This is a genomic window from uncultured Anaerococcus sp. (assembly GCF_937934665.1).
Lineage (GTDB): Bacteria > Bacillota > Clostridia > Tissierellales > Peptoniphilaceae > Anaerococcus.
Window position 1 is genome coordinate 48,953 of record NZ_CALGYW010000058.1, and the last position, 23,362, is coordinate 72,314.

Annotated in this window: 23 protein-coding genes; 13 read left to right on the forward strand and 10 right to left on the reverse strand. The window is 31.6% G+C overall.

The features are described 5' to 3' along the window. From Q0410_RS02890 to Q0410_RS02920, 7 genes are read left to right on the forward strand one after another with little or no spacing between them, the layout of a single operon-like run. Entirely contained in the window at positions 1-258 is a 258-nt protein-coding gene (locus tag Q0410_RS02890; protein ID WP_299032669.1) for an IreB family regulatory phosphoprotein, read from the forward strand. Next, a complete protein-coding gene (gene ruvX, locus Q0410_RS02895; protein ID WP_299032670.1) occupies positions 251-670 on the forward strand; it encodes a Holliday junction resolvase RuvX in 420 nt (139 codons plus the stop codon). Before Q0410_RS02890 ends, ruvX begins: the two co-directional genes overlap by 8 nt. Beyond that, positions 663-905, forward strand: coding sequence for a DUF1292 domain-containing protein (locus tag Q0410_RS02900; protein ID WP_299032671.1), 243 nt, complete (start codon positions 663-665; stop codon positions 903-905). The genes ruvX and Q0410_RS02900 overlap by 8 nt, the downstream gene beginning before the upstream one ends. Continuing rightward, the gene (locus Q0410_RS02905; RefSeq protein WP_299032704.1) at positions 895-1,335 is read left to right on the forward strand and encodes a Fur family transcriptional regulator; all 441 of its coding nucleotides are present in this window, start codon (positions 895-897) and stop codon (positions 1,333-1,335) included. Before Q0410_RS02900 ends, Q0410_RS02905 begins: the two co-directional genes overlap by 11 nt. After that, a complete protein-coding gene (locus Q0410_RS02910; protein WP_299032672.1) occupies positions 1,335-3,011 on the forward strand; it encodes a ribonuclease J in 1,677 nt (558 codons plus the stop codon). Before Q0410_RS02905 ends, Q0410_RS02910 begins: the two co-directional genes overlap by 1 nt. Further along, complete coding sequence (locus Q0410_RS02915) at positions 2,998-3,633, forward strand: O-methyltransferase (protein WP_299032673.1); 636 nt, start codon at positions 2,998-3,000, stop codon at positions 3,631-3,633. Before Q0410_RS02910 ends, Q0410_RS02915 begins: the two co-directional genes overlap by 14 nt. Beyond that, complete coding sequence (locus Q0410_RS02920; RefSeq protein ID WP_299032674.1) at positions 3,626-4,870, forward strand: U32 family peptidase; 1,245 nt, start codon at positions 3,626-3,628, stop codon at positions 4,868-4,870. The genes Q0410_RS02915 and Q0410_RS02920 overlap by 8 nt, the downstream gene beginning before the upstream one ends. 30 nt (positions 4,871-4,900) lie before the next feature. Here the strand turns inward: Q0410_RS02920 and Q0410_RS02925 are convergent, their stop codons facing one another. Both Q0410_RS02925 and pepT read right to left on the reverse strand, forming a co-directional pair. Then, entirely contained in the window at positions 4,901-5,131 is a 231-nt protein-coding gene (locus Q0410_RS02925) for an elastin-binding protein EbpS (RefSeq protein WP_299032675.1), read from the reverse strand. A 79-nt stretch (positions 5,132-5,210) separates the two neighbouring features. After that, on the reverse strand, positions 5,211-6,431 hold the full coding sequence (gene pepT / locus Q0410_RS02930) for a peptidase T (protein WP_299032676.1): 1,221 nt from the start codon (positions 6,429-6,431) through the stop codon (positions 5,211-5,213). A 79-nt stretch (positions 6,432-6,510) separates the two neighbouring features. On the opposite strand from pepT, the gene dut reads away from it, so the two are divergent. Genes dut through Q0410_RS02960 form a run of 6 tightly spaced genes read left to right on the forward strand, consistent with a single transcriptional unit; the run spans position 6,511 to position 14,124 of the window. Further along, positions 6,511-6,945: a dUTP diphosphatase gene (dut, locus tag Q0410_RS02935; RefSeq protein WP_299032677.1), complete on the forward strand. Its 435-nt coding sequence runs from the start codon at positions 6,511-6,513 to the stop codon at positions 6,943-6,945. A 4-nt stretch (positions 6,946-6,949) separates the two neighbouring features. Beyond that, entirely contained in the window at positions 6,950-7,468 is a 519-nt protein-coding gene (locus Q0410_RS02940; RefSeq protein ID WP_299032678.1) for a hypothetical protein, read from the forward strand. Between the two features lie 58 nt (positions 7,469-7,526). Next, positions 7,527-10,136, forward strand: coding sequence for a DNA mismatch repair protein MutS (gene mutS / locus Q0410_RS02945; protein ID WP_299032680.1), 2,610 nt, complete (start codon positions 7,527-7,529; stop codon positions 10,134-10,136). Then, positions 10,136-11,920, forward strand: a complete 1,785-nt coding sequence (gene mutL, locus Q0410_RS02950; protein ID WP_299032682.1) for a DNA mismatch repair endonuclease MutL — start codon at positions 10,136-10,138, stop codon at positions 11,918-11,920. Before mutS ends, mutL begins: the two co-directional genes overlap by 1 nt. After that, positions 11,910-12,857 (forward strand): tRNA (adenosine(37)-N6)-dimethylallyltransferase MiaA, encoded by a 948-nt coding sequence (miaA, locus tag Q0410_RS02955; protein WP_299032684.1) that lies wholly within the window; start codon positions 11,910-11,912, stop codon positions 12,855-12,857. The genes mutL and miaA overlap by 11 nt, the downstream gene beginning before the upstream one ends. Further along, entirely contained in the window at positions 12,847-14,124 is a 1,278-nt protein-coding gene (locus tag Q0410_RS02960; protein WP_299032686.1) for a methionine gamma-lyase family protein, read from the forward strand. Before miaA ends, Q0410_RS02960 begins: the two co-directional genes overlap by 11 nt. 44 nt (positions 14,125-14,168) lie before the next feature. Here Q0410_RS02960 and Q0410_RS02965 read toward each other — a convergent pair whose 3' ends face one another. From Q0410_RS02965 to ftsY, 8 genes are all read right to left on the reverse strand, one after another. Then, on the reverse strand, positions 14,169-15,158 hold the full coding sequence (locus Q0410_RS02965; RefSeq protein ID WP_299032688.1) for a tyrosine recombinase XerC: 990 nt from the start codon (positions 15,156-15,158) through the stop codon (positions 14,169-14,171). A 507-nt stretch (positions 15,159-15,665) separates the two neighbouring features. Then, the gene (rny, locus tag Q0410_RS02970; protein ID WP_299032705.1) at positions 15,666-17,207 is read right to left on the reverse strand and encodes a ribonuclease Y; all 1,542 of its coding nucleotides are present in this window, start codon (positions 17,205-17,207) and stop codon (positions 15,666-15,668) included. Between the two features lie 125 nt (positions 17,208-17,332). After that, positions 17,333-17,860, reverse strand: a complete 528-nt coding sequence (gene epsC, locus Q0410_RS02975; protein ID WP_299032690.1) for a serine O-acetyltransferase EpsC — start codon at positions 17,858-17,860, stop codon at positions 17,333-17,335. After that, positions 17,847-18,758, reverse strand: a complete 912-nt coding sequence (cysK, locus tag Q0410_RS02980; protein WP_299032692.1) for a cysteine synthase A — start codon at positions 18,756-18,758, stop codon at positions 17,847-17,849. The genes epsC and cysK overlap by 14 nt, the downstream gene beginning before the upstream one ends. 326 nt (positions 18,759-19,084) lie before the next feature. Continuing rightward, complete coding sequence (gene nhaC, locus Q0410_RS02985; protein ID WP_299032694.1) at positions 19,085-20,623, reverse strand: Na+/H+ antiporter NhaC; 1,539 nt, start codon at positions 20,621-20,623, stop codon at positions 19,085-19,087. Positions 20,624-20,842: 219 nt separating this feature from the next. Beyond that, positions 20,843-21,511: a translation elongation factor Ts gene (gene tsf, locus Q0410_RS02990; RefSeq protein WP_299032696.1), complete on the reverse strand. Its 669-nt coding sequence runs from the start codon at positions 21,509-21,511 to the stop codon at positions 20,843-20,845. A 15-nt stretch (positions 21,512-21,526) separates the two neighbouring features. Next, complete coding sequence (gene rpsB, locus Q0410_RS02995; RefSeq protein ID WP_299032698.1) at positions 21,527-22,369, reverse strand: 30S ribosomal protein S2; 843 nt, start codon at positions 22,367-22,369, stop codon at positions 21,527-21,529. Between the two features lie 130 nt (positions 22,370-22,499). Beyond that, a partial coding sequence (gene ftsY / locus Q0410_RS03000) for a signal recognition particle-docking protein FtsY (protein WP_299032700.1) occupies positions 22,500-23,362 on the reverse strand: 863 nt, incomplete at its 5' end.

Consider the following 23,362-nt stretch of genomic DNA (forward strand, 5'->3'; position numbering starts at 1 on the left):
ATGACTGACAATAAGCTTAATGAAACTATGCTTTTCAAAAGAGAAGATATAGAGAAGAATAATATTAGAGAGATTCTTACAACAGTTTACAAGGCCTTAGAGGAGAAGGGTTATAAGCCAAATTCCCAGATAGTAGGTTATCTATTATCTGGTGATCCAACATATATAACAGGTCACAACAATGCTAGGAAGCTTATTAGAGCAGTAGATAGAGATAAGATTATAGAAGAATTATTAAATAATTACATCAATGACTAGGATAATGGGATTAGACGTTGGGGGTAAAACAGTAGGTGTCGCTATTAGCGACCCTTTGTTTATAACAGCCCAACCTTACGAAACAATAAAAAGAACTAAGGCAAAATTTGATATAGATAGGATTGAGGAAATCATTAAAGAAAAAGACATTTCTTTAGTAGTAGTAGGACTACCTAAAAATATGAATAATACTATAGGACCTCAATCTATGAAAGTTATGAGCTTTGTAGACCTTATAAAAAAGAGAATTGATATAAAAATTGTTTATGAAGATGAAAGGCTTACAACAGTTCAATCTGAGTCTGTGCTTATCGATATGAACGTTAGACGAGAAAATAGAAAGACACATATTGATAAAATAGCAGCCAGCTTTATATTGCAAAGTTATTTAGACAGGAGAAGTAATGGATAGTATCTTTTTACTGGATGAAAATAATAATGAAGTTGAATTTAATATAATAGATACATTCGGAATAGATGATAAAAATTATGCCGCACTAGAAGAAATTGGTGATGACATGATTATGATTGTGGAAGTTATAAATGAAAGTGACATTATAACATTTAAAACAATCGAAGATCAAAAAGAACTAGATGAAATAATAAAATTTTACGAAGAGATGAGAAGAGATAATGATAAATATTGAAGAAGTAAAGAAAATTTTCGAACGAAATAATCAAAAATTTACTAAGCAAAGAGAATTGATATTCAATGTTTTAAAAAACTCTTCAGAAAAACATCTAACACCAGAACAACTATTTTCTATAGTCCACCAAGATTATAAGCAAGTAGGTATAGCAACTATTTATAGAACCTTGAATATTTTTGAGGAACTAGGAATAGTAAATAAACAAGAGTTTACAGATCAAGCCTATACCTATGAGCTAATAGACCCAGAAAGTGATCACCATGATCATATAATCTGTACATCTTGTGGAAAAATTTTAGAAGATGAGTTTTTAAATGTAGAAGATGTTAAAAATTCGCTAAAGCAAAATTACGATTTTGATTTATCTTATTATTCTTTAAGGATTTATGGAATCTGTTCCGATTGTCAGAATAATAAGGAGAAATAATGGCAAATGAAAAAAAATTAAGAGTAATCCCTATAGGAGGATTACACGAAGTAGGAAAAAACTGTACCTTAGTTGAATACGGCAATGACATGATAATGATAGACTGTGGTCTAACATTTCCTGATGAAGAAATGTTAGGAGTAGATATAGTCATTCCAGATTTCACTTATGTAGAGGAAAATAAACATAAGCTTAGGGGTATATTTGTAACCCATGGTCACGAAGATCACGTGGGCGCTATCCCATATTTTTTAAAGAATGTGGATACCAATGTATATTGCTCTAAATTAACAAAAGGTCTTCTTGAAAATAAATTTAAAGAACATGGTCTTAATCCTAACAAGATTAAGATGGTAAATGTCAATAATACTGTAAAAGCAGGAACTCTAAGTGCTGAATTTATAAGAGTAAGCCACTCTATTCCAGATGCTTGTGCTATAGCAGTAAAATCACCATTAGGTACAATAATCTTTACTGGTGACTTTAAAATGGACTTTACACCAATAGATAATGACCCAACTGACATACAAAGACTAGCTGAACTTGGAAGAAGAGGAGTACTTGCCTTATTTGCAGATTCTACAAATGTTGAAAGAGAAGGCTTCTCACTAAGCGAAAAAGTAGTAGGGGAGACTTTCGTCAATATTTTTGGCCAGGCCAAATCTAGGATAATAGTTGCAACTTTTGCTTCAAATCTTCACAGAGTTCAGCAAATAATAACCGCAGCAGAAAAATATAATAGAAAAGTTGCCCTATCAGGTAGGTCAATGTTAAATAACTTTAGAATAGCAAATGAATTAGGATATTTAAAGATAAAAAAGAATACTCTTATAGATATGAAGTCTATTAAAAAATATGCTGATGATGAATTAGTTATTCTATCAACAGGGACCCAAGGAGAACCACTAAGTGCTCTTACAAGGATGGCTAATAGAGAACATAGACAAATTTCATTAAACGAAACTGATATGGTAATCTTATCCTCATCTGCTATACCAGGCAATGAGATGGCAATAAATACTACAATAAACAACCTAACAAAAATAGGCTGTAAGATTATTTATTCATCCCTAGCTAAGGTGCATGCTTCAGGCCACGCTTGTCAAGAAGAAATAAAACTAATGTACCAATTGATTACACCAAAATATTTAATCCCTGCCCACGGTGAAATTAGACAACTACAAAAGCATGCTGATATCGCTAAAGATATGGGTCAGCCTAAGGAAAATATCTTCCTATGTGAAAATGGAGATATAATTGAGTTTACTAAAAAATCAGCAGGTGTAAAGGGCAAGGTTCAAGCAGGTAATGTTCTTGTAGACGGATCTGGTATTGGTGATGTAGGTAATATAGTCCTTAAGGATAGAAAACACTTATCTGAGGACGGTCTAATGGTAGTTTCTATTACCTTTGATAGACATACCCAAGAATTATTAGCAGGTCCTGAGATAGTATCCCGTGGTTTTGTTTATGTAAAAGAAAACCAAGATATAATAGAAAATGCTAAGGATGTTGTGATAAGGTCTATAAGTAAATGTAAGAAACAAGATATTAAGGCCTTAAGTCAAATCAAATATCAAATCAGAGAAGATTTAAAATCATATATATATAACGAACTTGGTAGAGACCCAATGATTTTACCAGTTATATCAGAGATAGAAGATGGGAAATATTAATTATAAGCACACCTCCCTTTTCATAGAAGATTTGCTTAACGATACTGACTTTGTCGATTTGAGAAAATATGCTATAGAAAATGATGTTCCAATTATGAATAGCCAAACAAAAGAGCTTATAATCAGCATTTTGGAAATAGCAAAACCTAAAAAAATATTAGAAATAGGAACTGCTATTGGTTACTCTTCACTTTGCTTCAAAAAATATACTGGAGCAGATATCACAACTATAGAGCTAGATAAAGAAACTGCAGATATCGCTAGAGAGAATTTTAAAAAATACAATGTAGATATAAATCTAATAAATGATGATGCAATGAAAGCCTTGAGAGATATTAATCAAGGCTTTGATTTTATTTTTATAGATGCAAATAAATCTAGATACTTAGATTATTTTAAAATAACAAGCAAGCTTCTTAACAAGGGTGGAATAATAATTGCAGATAATGTCTTATTTAGAGGTGAAGTCTCTAATGATGACATAATGGAAAAAAGAAAGAATACTTTAGTTAAAAGGCTTAGAAATTTCCTAGCCTATATTACAGATTTAGAGGATTTTACCACATCTGTAGTACCTATAGGCGATGGTCTTACTCTAAGCGTTAGGAGAGATAATGATTGATAAAAAAGTAGAATTACTAGCCCCCGCTGGGGATTTTGAAAAATTAAAAACAGCAATTAAATTTGGTGCAGATGCTGTTTATCTTGCAGGAGATAATTTTGGATTAAGAGCAAATGCAAAAAACTTTGACAATGAAGAGTTAGAAAAAGCTGTTGCCTATGCTCACGAAAGAAACGTAAGAGTCCATGTAACTATGAATATTATGCCTCACGATGGAGACATGGATGGTATAGTTGAGTATCTAGAAAATCTTAATACTATTGAAATAGATGCACTTATAATATCAGATCCTGGTATCTTTTCCCTTGCAAAAAAACATACAGATATTGACTTGCACATATCTACTCAAGCTTCAGTAACAAACTCAGCTACTGTTAACTTCTGGTATGAAATGGGAGCTAAAAGAATAATTTTAGCTCGTGAGCTCTCTTTAAAAGAAATCACAGAAATTAGAAAAAATACACCAGACGATATGGAAATAGAATGCTTTATCCATGGCGCAATGTGTATTTCTTACTCAGGAAGATGCCTTTTATCAAGTTATATGACAGGTCGTGATGCCAATAGGGGGGATTGTGCACAACCATGCAGGTGGAAATACTCCCTTCAAGAAGAAACCAGACCTGGTGAGTACTTCCCTATAGAAGAAGACGGTAAAGGCGGAACCTTTATAATGAATTCTAAAGACTTATGCTTAATTGATGAAATAGATAAGTTAATAGAAGCAGGTATTGATAGTTTTAAAATTGAAGGAAGGATGAAAACTCCTTTTTATGTAGCTACTGTTATTAGATCATACAGACAAACTATAGATAGCTATTATGAAGGTAATTTTAATCAAGATATAAGTGAAAAATATTTTGATGAAATAAACAAAGCCAGCCACAGACATTTTACTAAAGGTTTCTTTTATAATAAACCAGATGAAAATGATCAAATTTATACTACATCTTCTTATATAAGAAATTATGATTTTATAGGCATTGTAAAAGGCTATGATGAAGAATCCAAGGTGGCAACAATTGAACAAAGAAACAGGTTCTTTAAGGGTGATGAAATAGAAATTTTTGGAAATAGTAAAGATTTTTACACTTATATTGTTTCTTATATGGAAGATGAAAAAGGCGATGAAGTAGAGATAGCTAATAGACCAAAACAAATTTTAAAAATAAAGATAGATCTACCTTTAGAAGAGGGCGACATTTTAAGAAAGAAAATAGAAGAACAAAAAAGCTAGCCAACAGGGGCTAGCTTTTTAAAATACAAATTAGTCTTCAGATGGATTTTCTGAGAAGTCAGCTCTAGTTCTTCTAGCTTCTGCGCCTACGTTAGAGTTTTCATCTGCTTCATCAGAAATTGATCTAAGGTTTTCTTGGTCAGGGCTTAGTTTCTTATCTAAAGATTCACCACCAGCTTCCTTATTTTCTTCTCTTACCTTTTTATCAAGTTCATCATTACCTCTGTATTGATTTTCATTTGAAATTTTTTGATTTGCCATAATATCTCCTTTTTTAATGATTTATATATTTCCTATATAATTATGATAACATATTTTTAGAAAATTTACAATCCTTTTCTTAGTTGGCTTCTTCTACTAACCTTATTATTTCTATAATTACCTCGCTTGCTTTTTTCATATGCTCTATTGGGATTAGTTCATATATACCATGAAAATTCATTCCACCAGTGAATATATTTGGACAAGGTAATCCCATAAATGATAATTTGGAACCATCTGTTCCGCCTCTAATAGGGCTTATAAGAGGTTTTATTCCTAGGTTTTCCATAGCCTTTTTTGCATTGTTTACTATATCCATGTGATCTTTTATGATATCACCCATATTGTAGTAGCTATCAGAAATTTTTATATCTACGATATTACCATATTTTTTATTTAAGAAAGCAGCATTTTCTTTAATTTCTTCTTTCATTTGTTCAAAAACTTCTCTATCATGGTCACGAATGATATAATCCATTTTTGTAGTTTCAATATCACCGCTTATATTTATAAGATGAAAAAATCCCTCATAGCCTTCTGTATGTTCAGGACGTCTTACATAGCCCAACAGTCTATCAAATTCATTTGCAACTGTTATAGAGTTAATCATTGTGTTTTTAGCTGATCCTGGGTGGATTGATTTACCGTGGATTGTAACTTTAGCATCAGCTGCATTAAATGATTCATATTCAAGTTCTCCAAGAATACCACCATCTATAGTATAAGCAAAATCAGCATCAAATTTTTCTACATCAAAACTGTCACATCCAGTTCCAATTTCTTCATCTGGAGTAAAGGCAATACTAATATCTCCATGCTTAAAATCATCATTATTTACTATATACTCACAAGCATTCATTATAGCAGCAATTCCAGCTTTATCATCTGCACCAAGGAGAGACTCACCTCTAGTAGTAATTAATGTAGTTCCTTTAAGCTTATCTAAATAAGGAAAATCTTCTACTTTTATGGATTTTTCCTCGCTTAGTTTGATATCTCCACCTTTATAATTTATTATCAGGGGATTATCGATTTTACCATACATCTCTGGAGATGTGTCCATATGAGAAATAAAACCGATTTTAGGTAGGCTTTTACTAGTATTAGCTGGGATTTTTGCAAATACAAATCCTTCATAGTTAATTTCGGCTTTTATACCTAAGTCTAATAATTCCTTTTTAAGTTCTTTAGCAAGCACTAACTGTCCTTCAGTCGATGGTTTTTGTACTTCACCCTTTTCTGGATTACTTTTAGTATCAAATGAAATATACTTTAAAAAACGTTTTGTTAAATTTTCCATAAACACTCCTTTACATATATTATACTTGCAATTGTAATATGTGGCTAAAATTGGTATATTAATTTAAGAAGGTGAGTAAATGAAAAAGAATATTTTAAAGATAAAAACAGACGGAAAAATTCCAGCTTATGCAACGGAGCATTCTGCTGGTATAGATTTATATTGTAAAAGTGATGATAAAATTATTATAAAACCTAAGGAGACCCAAAAGATTCATACAGGTATTTATGTAGAGATTCCTGAAGGATATTTTGGTGCAGTTTATCCAAGATCTTCAACAGGAGTAAAAAAACACCTTATGCTTGCAAACTCCGTAGGTATAATTGACTCTGACTATAGGGGTGAGTTAATGATATTTTTCTATAATTATGGTGAAGAAGACCAAGTTATAGAAAATGGTGATAGACTTGCCCAACTAGTAATAACACCATATCTAAAATGTGAAATTAAAAAAGTGGATGACCTTGCTGAAAGTGAAAGAGGTAAGGGCGGATTCGGTTCAACTGGTAAGTAAGACTATGAATAAATTTTTGAGGAAAAATAAGTATAACCTATATCTTTTAGTTATAGGACTTGTTTTAATATTATTCTTAGGTATCTTTGCAAAATCAAAAATAGATAATTCCAAGATGGCTAAGTATGATAATGATATAGTCATAATTAAGGGAAATGGTGATGAAATAAAATCTTTTTCCATAAAGGAACTTACAAAACTTGCTAGTAAGAAAGACGTGTATGTAAATAATGGTCTAGAAAAAGTAAAAATTGAGGGCGTATCACTTGAAAAACTAGTAGGAAATCTTGATTATAATTTAAGAGAGAGACCAATAATATCTATTGAAGATACAGATGGCAACTCAAGTAGATTTCCAATGTCAATCGCCCTAGAAGTTGATAGAGTCTACTTGGTTTATAAAATAGATGGAGAACCAGTATCAGAGTATAATCCTTCTTATGGTACGCTTGCTATAATAGATACAACTACCAAGAGTGCTAATAGCTGGATTACAAATGTAAAAACTCTTAATATTCAATAAAAAAGCTGTTGCATTAATTGTAACAGTTTATTTTATTAAAATAGAAATTAGGTAAATAATGACTAGTAAATTTAAATACGAAAAATTAACACCAATGTTAAAGCATTATGTAGATGTCAAAAATGACTTTAAAGATGCACTTTTACTATATAGAGTTGGTGATTTTTATGAAACATTTTTTGATGATGCAATTATAACAGCCAAAGTTTTATCTCTTACCTTAACAGGTAAGGAGTGTGGCCATGTCGATAGGGCGCCTATGTGTGGCGTCCCACACCATGTTATAGATACTTATGTGAATAGGCTTGTAAAAAAGGGTTATAAAGTAGCCTTATGTGACCAGATAGAAGATCCAAAAGAGGCAAAGGGTCTTGTAAAAAGAGCCATTACCAGAGTAATTACTCCTGGTACCCTTACGGATATTGAAAGTCTTGAAAATAAGGAAAATAATTATCTCTTATCAATTTTTGAAAACGACTATGGACTTGCTATGGCCTATTGTGATATTTCCACAGGTAAGCTTGTAGGTCTTGAAATAAAAACCTTGAGTGAAAATATAGGGAAAAAATCAATTGATCAAATAGAAAAGATAAATCCCTCTGAAATAGTTTTATCAAGTAATTTTAAAAATGAAGATATAAAAAAATATCTGAATCTTAACAATCAAATATTTATAAACTATATTGATTTTACTACTGACTATGATAATAGGGTTAAAACTGTAAATACTTATCTTGGAAAGGATAATTTACAAAAAATAAAGGATAAAAGACTTATAATTATAGCCTTGGCCAATCTTTTAGATTATATTTATAAATACTATGAAAATAAACTTGACCATATAAACAAACTTGAGATAATTAAAATAAATGATTATATGGAAATTGAGGCTAATACAAGGAAGAACTTAGAGCTTACAAGAAATTTATCAACAAATAAAAAAGAAAATACTCTAATTAGTATCCTAGACAAAGCTGATACAGTTATGGGTTCTAGAATGATACATGATTGGCTAGAAAGACCTCTTATTGATAAGGAAAAAATAAATAGAAGGTTAGACCTTGTAGATGGTTTTTATAAGGATGGTATTCTTTCAAGAAACGTTTCTAACCTACTAGATAACGTATACGATCTTGAGAGGATTCTTGCGAAAATTTCTTATAAAAGATCCAATGCCAGAGATTTAATAACACTAAAAAATTCTTTAAAAGATATACCAGCTTTAAAAGAAATACTAATAGGATCGTCAAATGAGTTGATAAGAAATCTGGGAATAAATCTACCCGATATAGAAGATGTTTATGAGCTAATAGATAAATCGATAGTTGATGAGCCTCCTATAACTATAACTGAAGGAGGAATAATAAAATCTGGATTTAATAAAGAGCTAGATAATCTAAAAGAAATGGCTAATAATGCAGAAAATGAGCTTTTAGACTATGAAAAAAAGCAAAGAGAAATAACCGGAATTAAAAATCTTAAAGTCATATATAATAAAAATAATGGTTACTCAATTGAGGTTACAAAGGCTAATACTGACAAGGTAGATCCATCTTATATTAGAAAGCAAACCTTGAAAAATCAAGAAAGATATACGACAGAAGATCTCGAAAAAATATCATCTATGATTTTAAATGGTAAAGAAAATATTAATGAACTTGAATATAATATTTTTACTAAAGTTATCGAAAAAATCCTAGATTCAACAATAAAGCTACAAAATCTTTCTAAAATGATAGCTAACATTGATAGTTTAAATTCCTTAGCTAAGATAGCCCATGCCTATTCTTACTGTCGACCTGAAATAACTGATTCTAATGAGATTTATATAAAAGATGGAAGACATCCAGTAATAGAGTTAAATCTTAATGAAAATGAATTTATAGCCAATGATACCAATATAGGTGAAGATAATAACCTTATTCAAATAATAACAGGTCCAAATATGGCTGGTAAGTCCACTTATATGAGGCAAATGGCTCTTATAATAATTATGGCTCAAATTGGGTCCTTTGTACCAGCTACTAGTGCTAAAATAGGTATTTGCGATAAAATTTTCACTAGGATTGGGGCGAGCGATAATATTTCAAAAGGTGAGTCTACCTTTATGCTCGAGATGAATGAGGTATCTAATATTATTAAAAATTCTACAGATAAATCCTTTGTGATCTTAGATGAGGTAGGTAGGGGTACAAGTTCTGATGACGGCCTAAGTATAGCTATGGCCCTTGTTGAATATCTTTCAAAACATAAAAAAGTTAAAACGGTTTTTGCCACCCACTTCCATGAGCTAACAATACTTGAAAACGAATTATCTAACGTGAAAAATCTTAAAATAGAAATACTAGAGGAAGATAATAACTTAGTATTTTTAAGAAAAATCAAAGAAGGAAAATCAGATAGATCTTATGGTATAGAGGTTGCCAAGTTAAGTGGTCTACCAGATGAAATCCTAGATAATGCAAAAAATATCATGGATAAACTATCAAATGAAGATTTTTTTGAAATAAATAAGAGCGAAGAGATCAAAAATTCCCTAGATGACATTAAGGATAAAAAGATAGAGGATTTAAAAGATTTATCAAAAAAACTAAATATCAACGAGTTAACACCATTAGAAGCTTTGAATAAACTTAATATTCTAATAGAAAAAATAGGGGAGATATAATGTCTATTGTAAAATTAGATAAGGATACAGTAGAAAAAATTGCAGCTGGTGAAGTTATAGAGTCACCTTTATCTATTGTTAAAGAGCTAGTAGAAAATTCTGTTGATGCAGGTAGTAAAAATATAACTGTTGAAATAAGAAATGGTGGTAAGTCATTTATAAGAGTTACTGATGATGGAGAAGGTATGAATGAAGATGATATAGACCTTGCCTTCGAAAAGCATGCCACAAGTAAAATAGAAAAATTTGATGATCTTTATACAATAGCATCTCTAGGATTTAGAGGAGAGGCTCTTCCCAGTATAGCCTCCGTAAGTAAAGTGACAGCTATTTCAAAAACAAAAGACGCAAGTGTTGGAACAAAACTTGACCTAAAAGGACGAGAAATAAAGAAAAGTTCAATTGCCACTAATAAAGGGACAAGCATTGTAGTTGAAGATTTATTTTATAATATGCCTGCCAGGAGAAAATTTTTAAAGTCTGATATGGCTGAAACAAATAAAATAAGTAAACTGATGTATGCCTTTGCAATTGGTTACAAGGGAGTGTCTTTCAAATATATAAAAGATGATAGGGTTCAGTTCCAATCAAATCCTAATTTGGAAAGGAAATTCAATATATCCGACCTTCTTGATAGCTTACTTGAAGAAAATCTTATATATATAGAAAATAAAAATAAATCCTATAAAGTAGAAGGAGAAATAGGTCTTCCGAGTTACTATAGAGGTAATAGATCCATGCAGTATATCTTTGTTAATAATAGACTTATTGAAGATGAAGAGATCACAAAGGTTATAGAATACCAATACCAAGGTCTTATACCTCAGAGTAGATTTCCTGTGTTTTTTATCTTTATTTATACTGATCCAAAAAATATTGATGTAAATATTCATCCTAATAAAAAACAAGTTAAATACTCTTATGAAGATGAACTACTAGACTTAATTGCTGATGTAATTAGATCAGAACTTAAAATTAAACAAGAAATAAATTCTATAAGCATTAAAGAAAATAAAAAAGAAGAAGTAATAGATTTTACTGATTATAAAGCTATTTTAGACAAGTATTCTCCATCACAAATGGTAGTCAAAGAAGATAAAAATGAGTACGAAGCAAATTTAGAAAATAATGAGTTTTTTAATGATGTCGAGCCTTTAGACTTATCCTTTTTAGAAGAAAAACAAGCAGGTACTGATGTCAAGGAAGAATCATACATTAAGGACATAGAAATACCGGCATACAAAACCTCTATTTTTAGAAGATATTCTATTTTTGAAGATAAAGATAAAGTCTATATCTTAGACCATAGAAGAGCTGAAGAAAAGTTGAAAATGACTAAATTTATTGAGGAATTTAAAAATAAGGAGGTTGCAAGTCAACTTATTTTAAATCCTATAAAAATAAATCTAAGTAAAATCGATATAGAAAGGTTCGAAAGTAAAAAAGACCTTTTTAATAGATTAGGATTCGATGTTGAAATGATTTCTGAAAATTCACTACTTATTAGGGAAATTCCTATGATATTTGAATTACCTGAAGACGATAAATTTTTCTATGATATACTGGATCTAGAGAATAATTTTAACGATGACCTACTTATAAATAAATTAAAAAAATTAGTCAATAATATATCATTTAAGAAGGGGCATGTAATCAACAAAGACGAAGCTATTTTACTGTATAGCAGGTTATTAAGTGAGGATAACCCTTATAAAACTTATGATGGTAAAGATACTATTATTTCAATAAAAGATAAAGATTTGGAGAAGTATTTTGAAAAATAAAATGATAATAATAACCGGCCCCACAGCAAGCGGCAAGAGCGATATAGCAATAAATATAGCCAAAAAAATTAACGGTCAAGTAATATCCGCTGATAGCCAACAGGTTTATAGAGAGATGGATATAGGAACCAATAAAGTTATAGACCCAAATGTGGTCAACCATCACCTATTAAATATGGTTAATCCAAACGAGGAATTTTCTGTTGATGATTTTAAAAAAGATTCTGAGGAAATAATATCAATATTGAATCCAAGGCAAATTATGCCTATAGTAACTGGGGGAACTGGTTTTTATATTGATTCATTATTATTTGATATGAACTATGGCCAAGTAAAAAAAGATAATAAAATAAGAGAAAATCTCCAAAATCAAGCTAATACCCACGGTAAGGAGTACCTATATAAGAAACTTAAGGGAATAGATCCTGATACGGCTAAAAAATATCATCCAAATGAAGTAAATAGAATAATCAGAGCTCTAGAAATATATGAGATAACTGGTGAAAAGCCATCTGATAAAAGAACAGGTGAGAGGAAATTAAAGAAAAATATAGAGCCGATGTTATTTTTCTTAAATTACAATGATAGACAAATTCTATATGATAGGATAAACGATAGGGTAAACGACATGATTAATCTAGGGCTTATAGATGAGTTTAAATATTTGGTTGATAAATATAATCTTAATGAAGACTCTCAATCTATGGCCGCTATTGGCTACAAAGAAATATTTCCTTATATAAAAGGCGAAATAAGTTTAGATGAAATGATTAACTTAATTCAGAGAAATACAAGAAGATATGCAAAAAGACAGGTTACTTGGATGAAAAGATATCTTAATTATTCATTTACCAGAGAAATCATGATGGATAATTTAAGTAAAGACGATGCAAGTATGGTAATAGAAGATTTAATAAAGGATATGTATGAATTTTAACGATGTTTATAGTAATTATGAAATAGACGGTAGGTATGATAACTTAATTAAGGAATCAGAAAAAGAGCTTGAAAACTTATTTAGAAGATATGAAGAGGTAGCTGAATATAATCAAATGAAGGTAATGAAGGCTTTTAATGAAAACTCTCTACAATCTTCTGACTTCTTTACTGCAACAGGCTATGGCTACGCAGATACTGGTAGAGATAAGGTAGAAGCTATTTTTTCATCCATTTTTAAGGCTGAAGATAGTCTAGTTAGGCCATCTATAGTATCAGGTACCCATGCTTTATCAATAGTATTATTTTCTCTTTTAAATTATGGGGATAAACTTGTTTCAATAACAGATGATCCATACGATACTATGCAACAAGTAATAGGAATAGCTGGGGATAAAAAGGGAACCCTTATAGAAAAAGGCGTTGTGTATGACAAACTAGATCTTGATGAGAATAATAAAATACAATATGAAAAAATAAAAGATAAGGTCGATCAAAACACAAAGGTAGTATTGATCCAAAAATCAACTGGTTATACTGAAAGAAGAGCTTTTACTATAGATGAAATAGAGGAAGCTATTAGGGAAATAAGGAAAATTTCTAAAGATGTTATTATATTTATAGATAACTGTTATGGGGAATTTACAGAAGATAAAGAACCAATTGAGGTAGGTGCTGATATAGTAGCAGGGTCATTAATCAAAAACCTTGGTGGAGGATTAGCTATTACAGGAGGTTATATAAGCGGTAGAGAAGATTTAATAGAGTATTGTTCTAATACTTTAACTGCACCTGGTATTGGTAAGGATGAGGGACTAAGTTTTGGTACCAATAGACTAGTTGTTGAAGGCTTATACTTTGCTCCTCATGTGGTAAAAGAAGCCTTGAAGGTTGCTTTGTTATTTGCAAGTGTCTTTAATAAACTTGGATATGAGGTAACACCTAAATTAGACGATCCTAGGTCTGATGTCATTCTAGCTATTAAATTAAACGACCCAGAAAAATTAAAAACTTTTTGTAAGGCAATTCAAGAAGCTTGCACCGTTGATTCAACATTTGTACCTGAAGCTTATCCTATGCCAGGCTATGAAGATCCAGTTATAATGGCTGCAGGAGGTTTTGTGGAAGGTGCTACTTCGGAGCTATCCGCAGATGGTCCTTTAAGAGAGCCTTATATGGCTTATTTACAAGGTGGGCTTAACTACTACCATGGTAAACTCGCTTTAAAAATTGTTTTAAATAGGTTTGCCAAAAATAATTTCATATAAATATAAAAAATCTTTCTAATTTTAAAATTAGAAAGATTTTTTATTTAAAATTCTAATCCAGATAAAGGATTTTTATTAACTGCATTTTTAAGATCTTCATCATCTAAGTGGGTGTAAATTTGGGTAGTAGATACTGAAGCGTGCCCTAAAATATCTTTTAGAGCTCTTATATCAACATCACCATACTTATACATTAGTGTTGCAGCAGTATGCCTTAATTTGTGGGTAGAGTAGATTTTAGTATCGAACCCCGCCTTAGCCAAATATTTGTCAATAGTAGATTGAACAGCTCTTTTTGAGATTCTTTTTTTTCTTGTAGAAATAAAAAGCGCATCTACGCTTGCGTCCCTTAAATATTCTGACCTTATAACTATATAATTATTGATAAGATTTTGACAATTTTGAGTTAGGTAAACAGTTCTTTCCTTGTTACCCTTACCAATAATATTGAAACTATCTGTATTCACATCAGAAAGATCTATTGATATTAATTCGGATAGTCTCATACCTGTGGTAAGGAAGGTAAAGACTATAGCAATATCTCTAGACCTTAAAAAGACGTTTTTTTCTTGATTAATAGTTTCAAGAAGCTTTTCTGTTTCACTCAAGGTGAGATAAACTGGCTGTCTTTGGCTTATTTTAGGGTTTGTTAGTTTATCCGCTATATTAGTGTCAATTACTTCGATTTCGCTATACATATACTTATAGAAAGATTTTAAAGCGGAAATCTTTCTCGACCTAGTAGCAGCTGTATCATTTTTTCTATTATCAAGGAACGATAAAAATGCGTAAAAATCCTGAATAGAAAGTTTTTCAAAAAAATTACTATCAATATAATCATTTATATTTTTAAAATCAAAATTTGCCTTATAATCATCTTTGTTATCATTAAATAACTTTCTTACAATTTGATATTCGATAAACATCTCTAAGTCATAAGCATATTCTTTAATTGTAGATTCTGATAGGCCTTTAATTGATTTTAAGTAGTTTAGATAATCGGTTAGTATAAGGGGTCTTATAAATTTTTCCATAAAATTCTCCGTAAACAAAATATTAGATCATGTAAAAGGTTAAACAACCCTTAAAATAGAAAATATTTTTAACTATATTAGAATTATACCTATTTTTATCAAATTTACAAATTATTGCACAAAATTACTATTTTGTGCAATAATTTACTTCCAGCAATGCCTCCTCTTTTATCAATTTGGCATATATAAACTTTAAACAATTAATTATAAGAGCTAATCTCTTATAACACCATATCATCTTTACAGCTTTCTTTTTCATCCTTTGTTTTATAGGCATATTCTATTTTAAAAATTAAAAATAAAAATACTCGTTTTTATATTACTAAAGTCTTTACCTAAATATCTATTTATTGATTTTGAGTTTTAAGTCCACTATATTATTCAAAACCCTATAAAACCAAAGCTCTATTTTGCGTTTTAAGCGTTTTTATAAGTCAACTAATACTAATACACCTACCTATATTTATATTAAAAAACTGCCATTCGCATGGCAGTTTGATTAATTCCTTATTTTGCGTAATCTATCGCTTTGGACTCTCTTAATAAATTAACTTTAATTTCACCTGGGTATTCCAATTCATTTTCGATTTTCTTTGCAATCTCTCTAGCAATTACAACCATCTCATCGTCTGAAATTTTTTCAGGTTTCACTAATATTCTCAATTCTCTACCAGCTTGTAGGGCAAAAGATTTCTCGACACCTTCAAAAGAATTAGCGATTCTCTCTAAGTTTTCTAGTCTCTTAATATAGTTTTCCAAACTTTCACGTCTAGCTCCTGGTCTAGCAGCACTAATAGCATCTGCAGTCTGAACCAAAATAGATTCTACACAGTTTGGCTCTACATCACCATGGTGTGATTCAATAGCATTTATTACATATTTATTTTCACCATACTTACTAGCCGCTTCTACACCTAGGGCTATATGAGTTCCTTCTTGTTCTTGGTCTATTGCCTTTCCAAGATCATGTAGTAAGCCACCACGTTTTGCAAGTTGACTATCAGCTCCGATTTCATCTGCAAGCATTCCCGCAAGCAAGGCAACTTCTATAGAGTGTTTTAAGATGTTTTGCCCATAAGATGTTCTAAACTTCATCTTTCCAATTAATCTAATCAATTGAGGATGTAGGTTAATAATTCCAACGGTTTCAGCAGCTGCTTCACCATCTTCTATTATTCTTGCTTCTACTTCATCGCTTGCCTTTTGAAGCATTTCTTCTATTCTTGAAGGATTTATCCTTCCGTCTTGAATCAATTTTTCTAAGGCAACTTTCGCAATTTCACGTCTAAATGGTTCGAAGCATGAAATAACTACCGCTTCAGGAGTATCGTCAATTATAAGGTCTACACCTGATGCCTGTTCGAAAGCTCTAATATTACGGCCTTCACGACCAATAATACGACCCTTCATTTCATCGTTAGGTAGAGATATAACAGAAACAGTATTTTCTGCTACTAATTCTGGCGCAAATCTTTGGATTGTTGTTGCGAGAACTTCTGTAGCCATTTTTTTACTTTTTGCTTTTACTCTTTCCTCGGCTTCTTTAATCATTCTAGCTGATTCGTGAATAGTTTCTGATTTTACTCGAGCTAAAATTATTTCTTTAGCTTCATTGTTGGTTAGTCCAGCGATATTTTGTAATTCCAACTCTTGTTGTTCTATTAACTTGTCAATTTTCTCTTCTTTTTGTTTTAACTTATTCTGATCACTAGAGATTTGATCAGATTTTTTGTCAATCAATAAAGATCGATTGTCTAAACTTTCTTCTTTCTTAATCAAGCGAGCTTCTCTTTTATTTAGATCATTTCTTGCTTGATTTAGCATTTCCTCATTTTCAGATTTCAATCTTGAAATCTCATCTTTAGCATCAATTAGAGTTTCTCTTCTTAATGCTTCCGCTTGTTTATTAGCATCATCTATAATTTGCCTACTTAGGTTTTCAGCACCGCCTATTACAGATTCACCAATTTTCTTACGATAAAGATAGCCAAAATAAAAAGCTAACAATACGAAGGCGACAACTATGATGAGAACAACAATTGGATTCATATTATTTAACATCATATCACCTCCAATAATATGGAATTTTATATTCCACTATTTATTATACCGTTTAATTATAATTATACGAAATAGTTTTCATAAATTTGGATAATAAAAAAAGTAGAATAAATCTACTTTTTATGTGGTATTATTTTAGCTGGTGCACCAACTGCTGTTGAATTTTCAGGAATATCTGTTAGAACAACAGAATTAGCCCCTATTTTACAATCATCACCTATAGTTATATTTCCAAGCAAAACAGCACCTGCACCGATCATTACATTATTTCCAACTGTTGGGTGTCTTTTAACTTTCTTATTTGTGACTGCACCTAAAGTTACAGAGTGGTACATTAATACATCATCGCCTATTTCTGCTGTTTCTCCAATTACAACTCCCATTCCATGGTCTATGTAGCATCTACGGCCAATTTTAGCTCCAGGATGGATCTCAATACCTGTTTCTATCCTTGATTTAAATGCTATTTTTTGTGCTTCGTAGAGTTTACCTTCTAGGTAAAGATTGTGGGCAATGTAGTGAGATAGTAAGGCCTTAATACCAGCAGAGAAGAGGATTGCCTCCTCTTCACTCTTAAGAGCTGGATCATTATTAAGGGCGTTTTTAATTAGTTCATCTTTATATTGATTATAACTTAGCATTTTCGTATAATTCAGTTGATAGGTATCTTTCACCAGTATCTGGTAAAACAGTTACTACAACTTTTCCTTCTCCTAATTTATCTGCGATTTCTATAGCACCTACTACATTTGCACCAGATGAAATACCTACTGAAAGTGCTTCATCTTTTGCAAGCCTTCTTGACATTTCTATTGCATCATCACTCTTAACATCTAAAATGCCGTCTACTATATCAAAATCTAGGTTTTTTGGTATAAAGTTACCGCCAATGCCTTGGATTTTATGACCAGCAGCCTTTCCTCCTGATAGTAGTGGACTTTCTGCAGGTTCTATTGCATAAACTTTAGTATTTGGATTTTCTTCTTTTAATTTTCTACCAGTTCCAGTTACTGTTCCTCCAGTACCTACTCCTGCGATAAAGGCATCTGGTGTTATTTCAGCTAAAATTTCTGGACCTGTTGTTTCATAGTGAGCTTTAATATTAGCTGGGTTTGAAAATTGGTCTGGTAAGAAATAGCCATTTTCTTCTGCAAGTTCCTTAGCCTTATCAACCGCACCTTGTAAAGCTCCTTCTGTTGTTCTTATAACCTTAGCTCCATAAGCCATGGCAAGCTTAGCTCTTTCTATACTCATAGATGCTGGCATAGTTAGGATTAGGTTATATCCCTTGGCTGCTGCAAGGGCTGCTAAAGCAACTCCAGTATTTCCACTAGTAGGCTCTACTATAGTTCCACCTTTTTTTAATTTTCCAGACTTTTCAGCTTCTTCTATCATATATAGAGCAATCCTATCTTTAATTGAACCAGCAAGATTATTTTTTTCTACTTTTACATAAATATCTGCTCTACCCTCTTTTTTTAGTGAGTTTAGCTTTAAAAGTGGAGTTTTTCCTATTAATTCAGTTGGATTATTTTTCATTTAATATACTCCTTTTTTTATACATTAATTTGTGATTAGTCTTTTATTTCCTACACAATAACTATACTATAAATTTATATCTTTTAAAATACAGCTTAAGGGACTGTTGCAGAATAAATAAATCCTCCCAATATCATCAGAGGAATCAATGAGCCCACAGGCTTTTTTCTCATTAAGTTTCACCGCCTCGAGCAGGTAGGCTAAGTAGCCTGCCGGCCCAAAGAGGCAAACTTTGAGAGAGAACCTCGTTATGGTGAGACGATAATTATTCACAATTTGCAACAGCCCCTAGTAAATATTCTTTTATATATAGATTATGGATAATTTTAATTTATTTTAGGTACTTTTCCTTCCGCTCTTAGTTTTATTAACTGTTTAGTAGCAAACTCCCTAACTTCTTCTGGGGCTTTAGCTATTTTTTTCATTTTTGTCTTACCAAGGAGACTTGTATAAGACCCATCAGCCCAAAATATATTTCTTTTTAAACAAGCAGTAACTAGTGCAAAAATAGGATTTAGTAAGTTTACAAATGCAAATGGGAAGAAGTTTATTGGGCTTACACCTAATGTCTTCATTTGATAAGCGCCACATGCTGTCCAAGGAAACATAACTGCCCATAAGGTACCTGCGTCTTCGAGTGTTCTTGAAAGCATATTCCTTGATAAACCAAGTTCATCATACTTATCTTCGTATAAGGGTGCTGGAACACCTATTCCTAGAAATTGATCACACATGGTTGCGTCACAAAAGATAGAAGTAAGCATAGTTAATCCAACAAGTCCTCCAACAGTATTAATTCTTTCTTTAAGGTGTGCAAATAATCTTTCAATGATTCCTGCTTTTTCTAAGGATCCACCGAATGAAACAGCTAGCAAAATAAGGTTAACTGTCCACATCTGATTATCCATTCCTCCTTTAGCTAAAGCCTTATCAACATAATCATTGCCAGTTGCTATGTCAGGTCCATAGTGTAGAATAGAAAAAATTTCAGCGAGACTTCTTTGTTTTTGAAAAATTATAGAAAATACTAACCCTACTATTACAGATATCATAACTCCTGCTAGGCCTTCAATTCTCAGTATACAAATAAATACTATTAAAAGTATTGGCAAAAGAACTAAAGGGTTTAAGTTAAAGTTACTAGCCAGTGCCTCTTTAATACCTTCAGCAATATTTGGATCATAATTAACTACATCTGCTCTAAGACCTATCAGACTATAAAGGATAAGAGATACTAAAAATACTGGTCCAGTTGTAGAAATCATAGCAGTTACGTGATCAAAAAGTCCCGTTTTGGCCACACCTGCAGCAAGGTTAGTAGTATCTGATAAGGGAGAAAATTTATCTCCTATGTATGCTCCTGAAATTACCATACCTGCAGTAATTGCTGGACTAATTCCAAGACCTTGACCTATTGTCATGAATGCTATACCTATGGTTGCTGTAGCTGTCCAAGAAGATCCACACGCTAGACTTACTAATGCTGTTATAATACATCCGATAGGCAAAAATAACTTAGGGCTTAAAAAATCTAGACCATAATAGATAAGAGCAGGTATTGTTCCCGAGATCATGAATGACGAAATCAATAGCCCTACGGTTAAAAGGATTAATATAGCATCTAGTGTTGTACTTATTCGCTCAATCATTCCGTCCAACATATCCCTAAAACTTCTGCCACAAATAAGGCCTATTATACATGAGGCCATTATTCCACAAATGAGCGGCAGGTGGGCTGCATCATATATATTTTCCTCACCATCTATAGCAAAAACAAAAACATAAATCATTAAAAATACCATAGTTAGGATAGGTACGAATGATTCTAAAAGATTGGGTAATCTTACTTTCTTTTCATTTTTCATAATAACTCCTTATATACATTATCGTGGTAAATTAACTAATTATATGATACATTAGTTTGATAAATTTGTCAACTAATTTGTTAATGTCTTATTATGTTATTATGATAAAATAAACCTAAGTATCTTGATTAATAATTTCTAATAATATGCACTGTTTATAAGAATAAAAAAAGAGTCTTAACAAGTTTATAAACTTGTTAAGACCTTTTAACTTACTTATTATGCGTTCATTTGGCCAGCTACTTCTGATGCGAAATCTTCTTCTTTTTTCTCAAGACCTTCACCAACTTGGAATCTAGCAAATCTTCTGATTTTAATATTTTCTCCAACTTCATTAGCTGTATCTCTAAGTAGTTGTTCAATAGTTACATCAGGATTTTTAATAAATGCTTGGTCTAGTAGACAAACTTCTGAGAACCATTTTTTAAGTCTTCCTTCTACCTTTTTCTCTGCTATCATTTTTCTCTTATCTTCAGGCATCTTATCGTTTGATTCATTAATAGCTTGGTTTGTAAGGATGTCTCTTTGTTCTTTTACATCAGCTTCATCAGCGTCTTGTTCAGAAATGTATTTTGGATTACTTGCAGCAATGTGCATTGCAATGTCTCTAGCAAAATTTTTAACAGTATCAGTGTTTGCAGAGAAGTCTGTTTCTGTATTGATTTCTACTATTACACCTATTTTATCATTGTGGATGTATGAACCAATTACACCTTCAGCAGCAATTCTACCTGATTTTTTATCAAGAGTTGCTTGCCCCTTTTCTTTTAAGATTTTTTGAGCTTTATCGATGTCTCCGCCAGCTTCTTCAAGAGCTTTTTTACAGTCCATCATTCCAGCGGCAGTTCTTTCTCTTAATTCTTTAACTAATTTTGCACTAATTGCCATCTAAATCTCCTCTACTTATTCTGCTTCGTTTTCTTCAAACGCTTGTGTCTTTATTTCTTCTGCAGCTTCTTCTATATCTTCATCAGATAGGTTTTCTTCTTTAGTCTCTTCCTCATTAGATTCTTCAGTTTCAGCTTCATCAAATTCCATATCTTCTTCTGAAGGATCAAATTCACTACCTTGGTTTGCTTCAATAACTGCATCAGCCATTATTGATGTGATAAGTTTTACTGCTCTGATTGCATCGTCGTTTCCTGGGATTGGAACATCAATTTCATCAGGATCACAGTTTGTATCAACTATAGCTATTACTGGAATACCAAGTATTTTAGCTTCGTGAACAGCTATAGACTCTTCACCTGGATCTACTACAAATAGTACATCTGGTAGTTCTTCCATGTCTTTAATACCACCAAGGTTTCTTTCTAGTTTATCCATTTCTTTTTGGTATTCAAGAACTTCTTTTTTTGGTAGAAGATCAAAAGTTCCATCTTCTTCCATTCTTTCGTATCTTTGAAGTTTCTCTACACTTTTTCTAATTGTTTTGAAGTTAGTAAGCATACCACCCAACCATCTGTGAGATACATAGTATTGACCTGATCTCTTAGCTTCAGTTTGGATTGAGTCTTGTGCTTGTTTTTTTGTACCTACAAATAGAACCCTACCGCCATCAGCAACGATATCTCTCATTACCTTGTAAGCTTCTTCGATTTGATAAGCTGTTTTTTGTAGGTCTACTATATAGATTCCATTTCTTTCTGTGAAGATGAATTTTGCCATTTTAGGATTCCATCTTCTTGTTTGGTGTCCAAAGTGTACACCAGCTTCTAATAATTTTTTCATTGAAACTACTGCCATATTTACCTCCGTTTTTTCTTCCACCCATATCTACTGGATAACAAACCATAATTGGCAACGTATTATCCATCCATGAATGTGATTGTTGTAGTACCTGTATAGTATACCACTTAAAACCTATATTTCAACATTAAAACATCGCTTCTACAAAAGAATTTGAGTCGAATTTTTGTAGGTGATCTATACCCTCACCTACTCCTATATACTTGACAGGCACTTCTACTTCTACTTGTAGTGGGAATATAACTCCTCCCTTGGCTGTACCATCTAGTTTTGTTAAGATTAATCCTGTAATATCTGTCACATTTTTAAATTCTTTTGATTGACTTACTGCGTTTTGTCCTGTTGTTGCATCTAAGACTAAGAGGTTTTCTCTAATAGAATTAACAGCGTGAGTATCTATAGTTCTATTAATTTTATCTAACTCTTGCATTAAATTCTTTTTGTTATGAAGTCTACCAGCTGTATCACAAATCAAAACATCAATATTTTTGCTACGTGCAGATTTAATTGCATCAAAAATTACAGCTGATGGGTCAGCTCCCTCTTGGTGTGATACTAATTCAACATCTGCCCTATCAGACCATTCTTTTAATTGATCAATAGCAGCAGCTCTGAAGGTATCTGCGGCTGCTAGCATAACACTTTTACCTTCCTTTTTAAAATTATTTGCAAGCTTACCTATTGTTGTTGTTTTACCTACTCCGTTTACGCCTATTACTAGAATCACGGTTAATTTTCCATCTTCCACCTTGATTTTGTTATCTAAATTTTTTTCATCTAATTTATTTATCATTATCTCTTTTAAGACTGGATATATTTCCTTTGATTCTTTTATAGATCTTTTCTTAATTTCATCTCTTAATTCATCTACAATTTCAATTGTTGAAGACATACCAATATCTGCGGAAATTAATATTTCTTCTAGTTCGTCATATAATTCGTCATCTATTTTGACATTTCTAGTAAATAAATTTGTTAAACTAGAAGTAA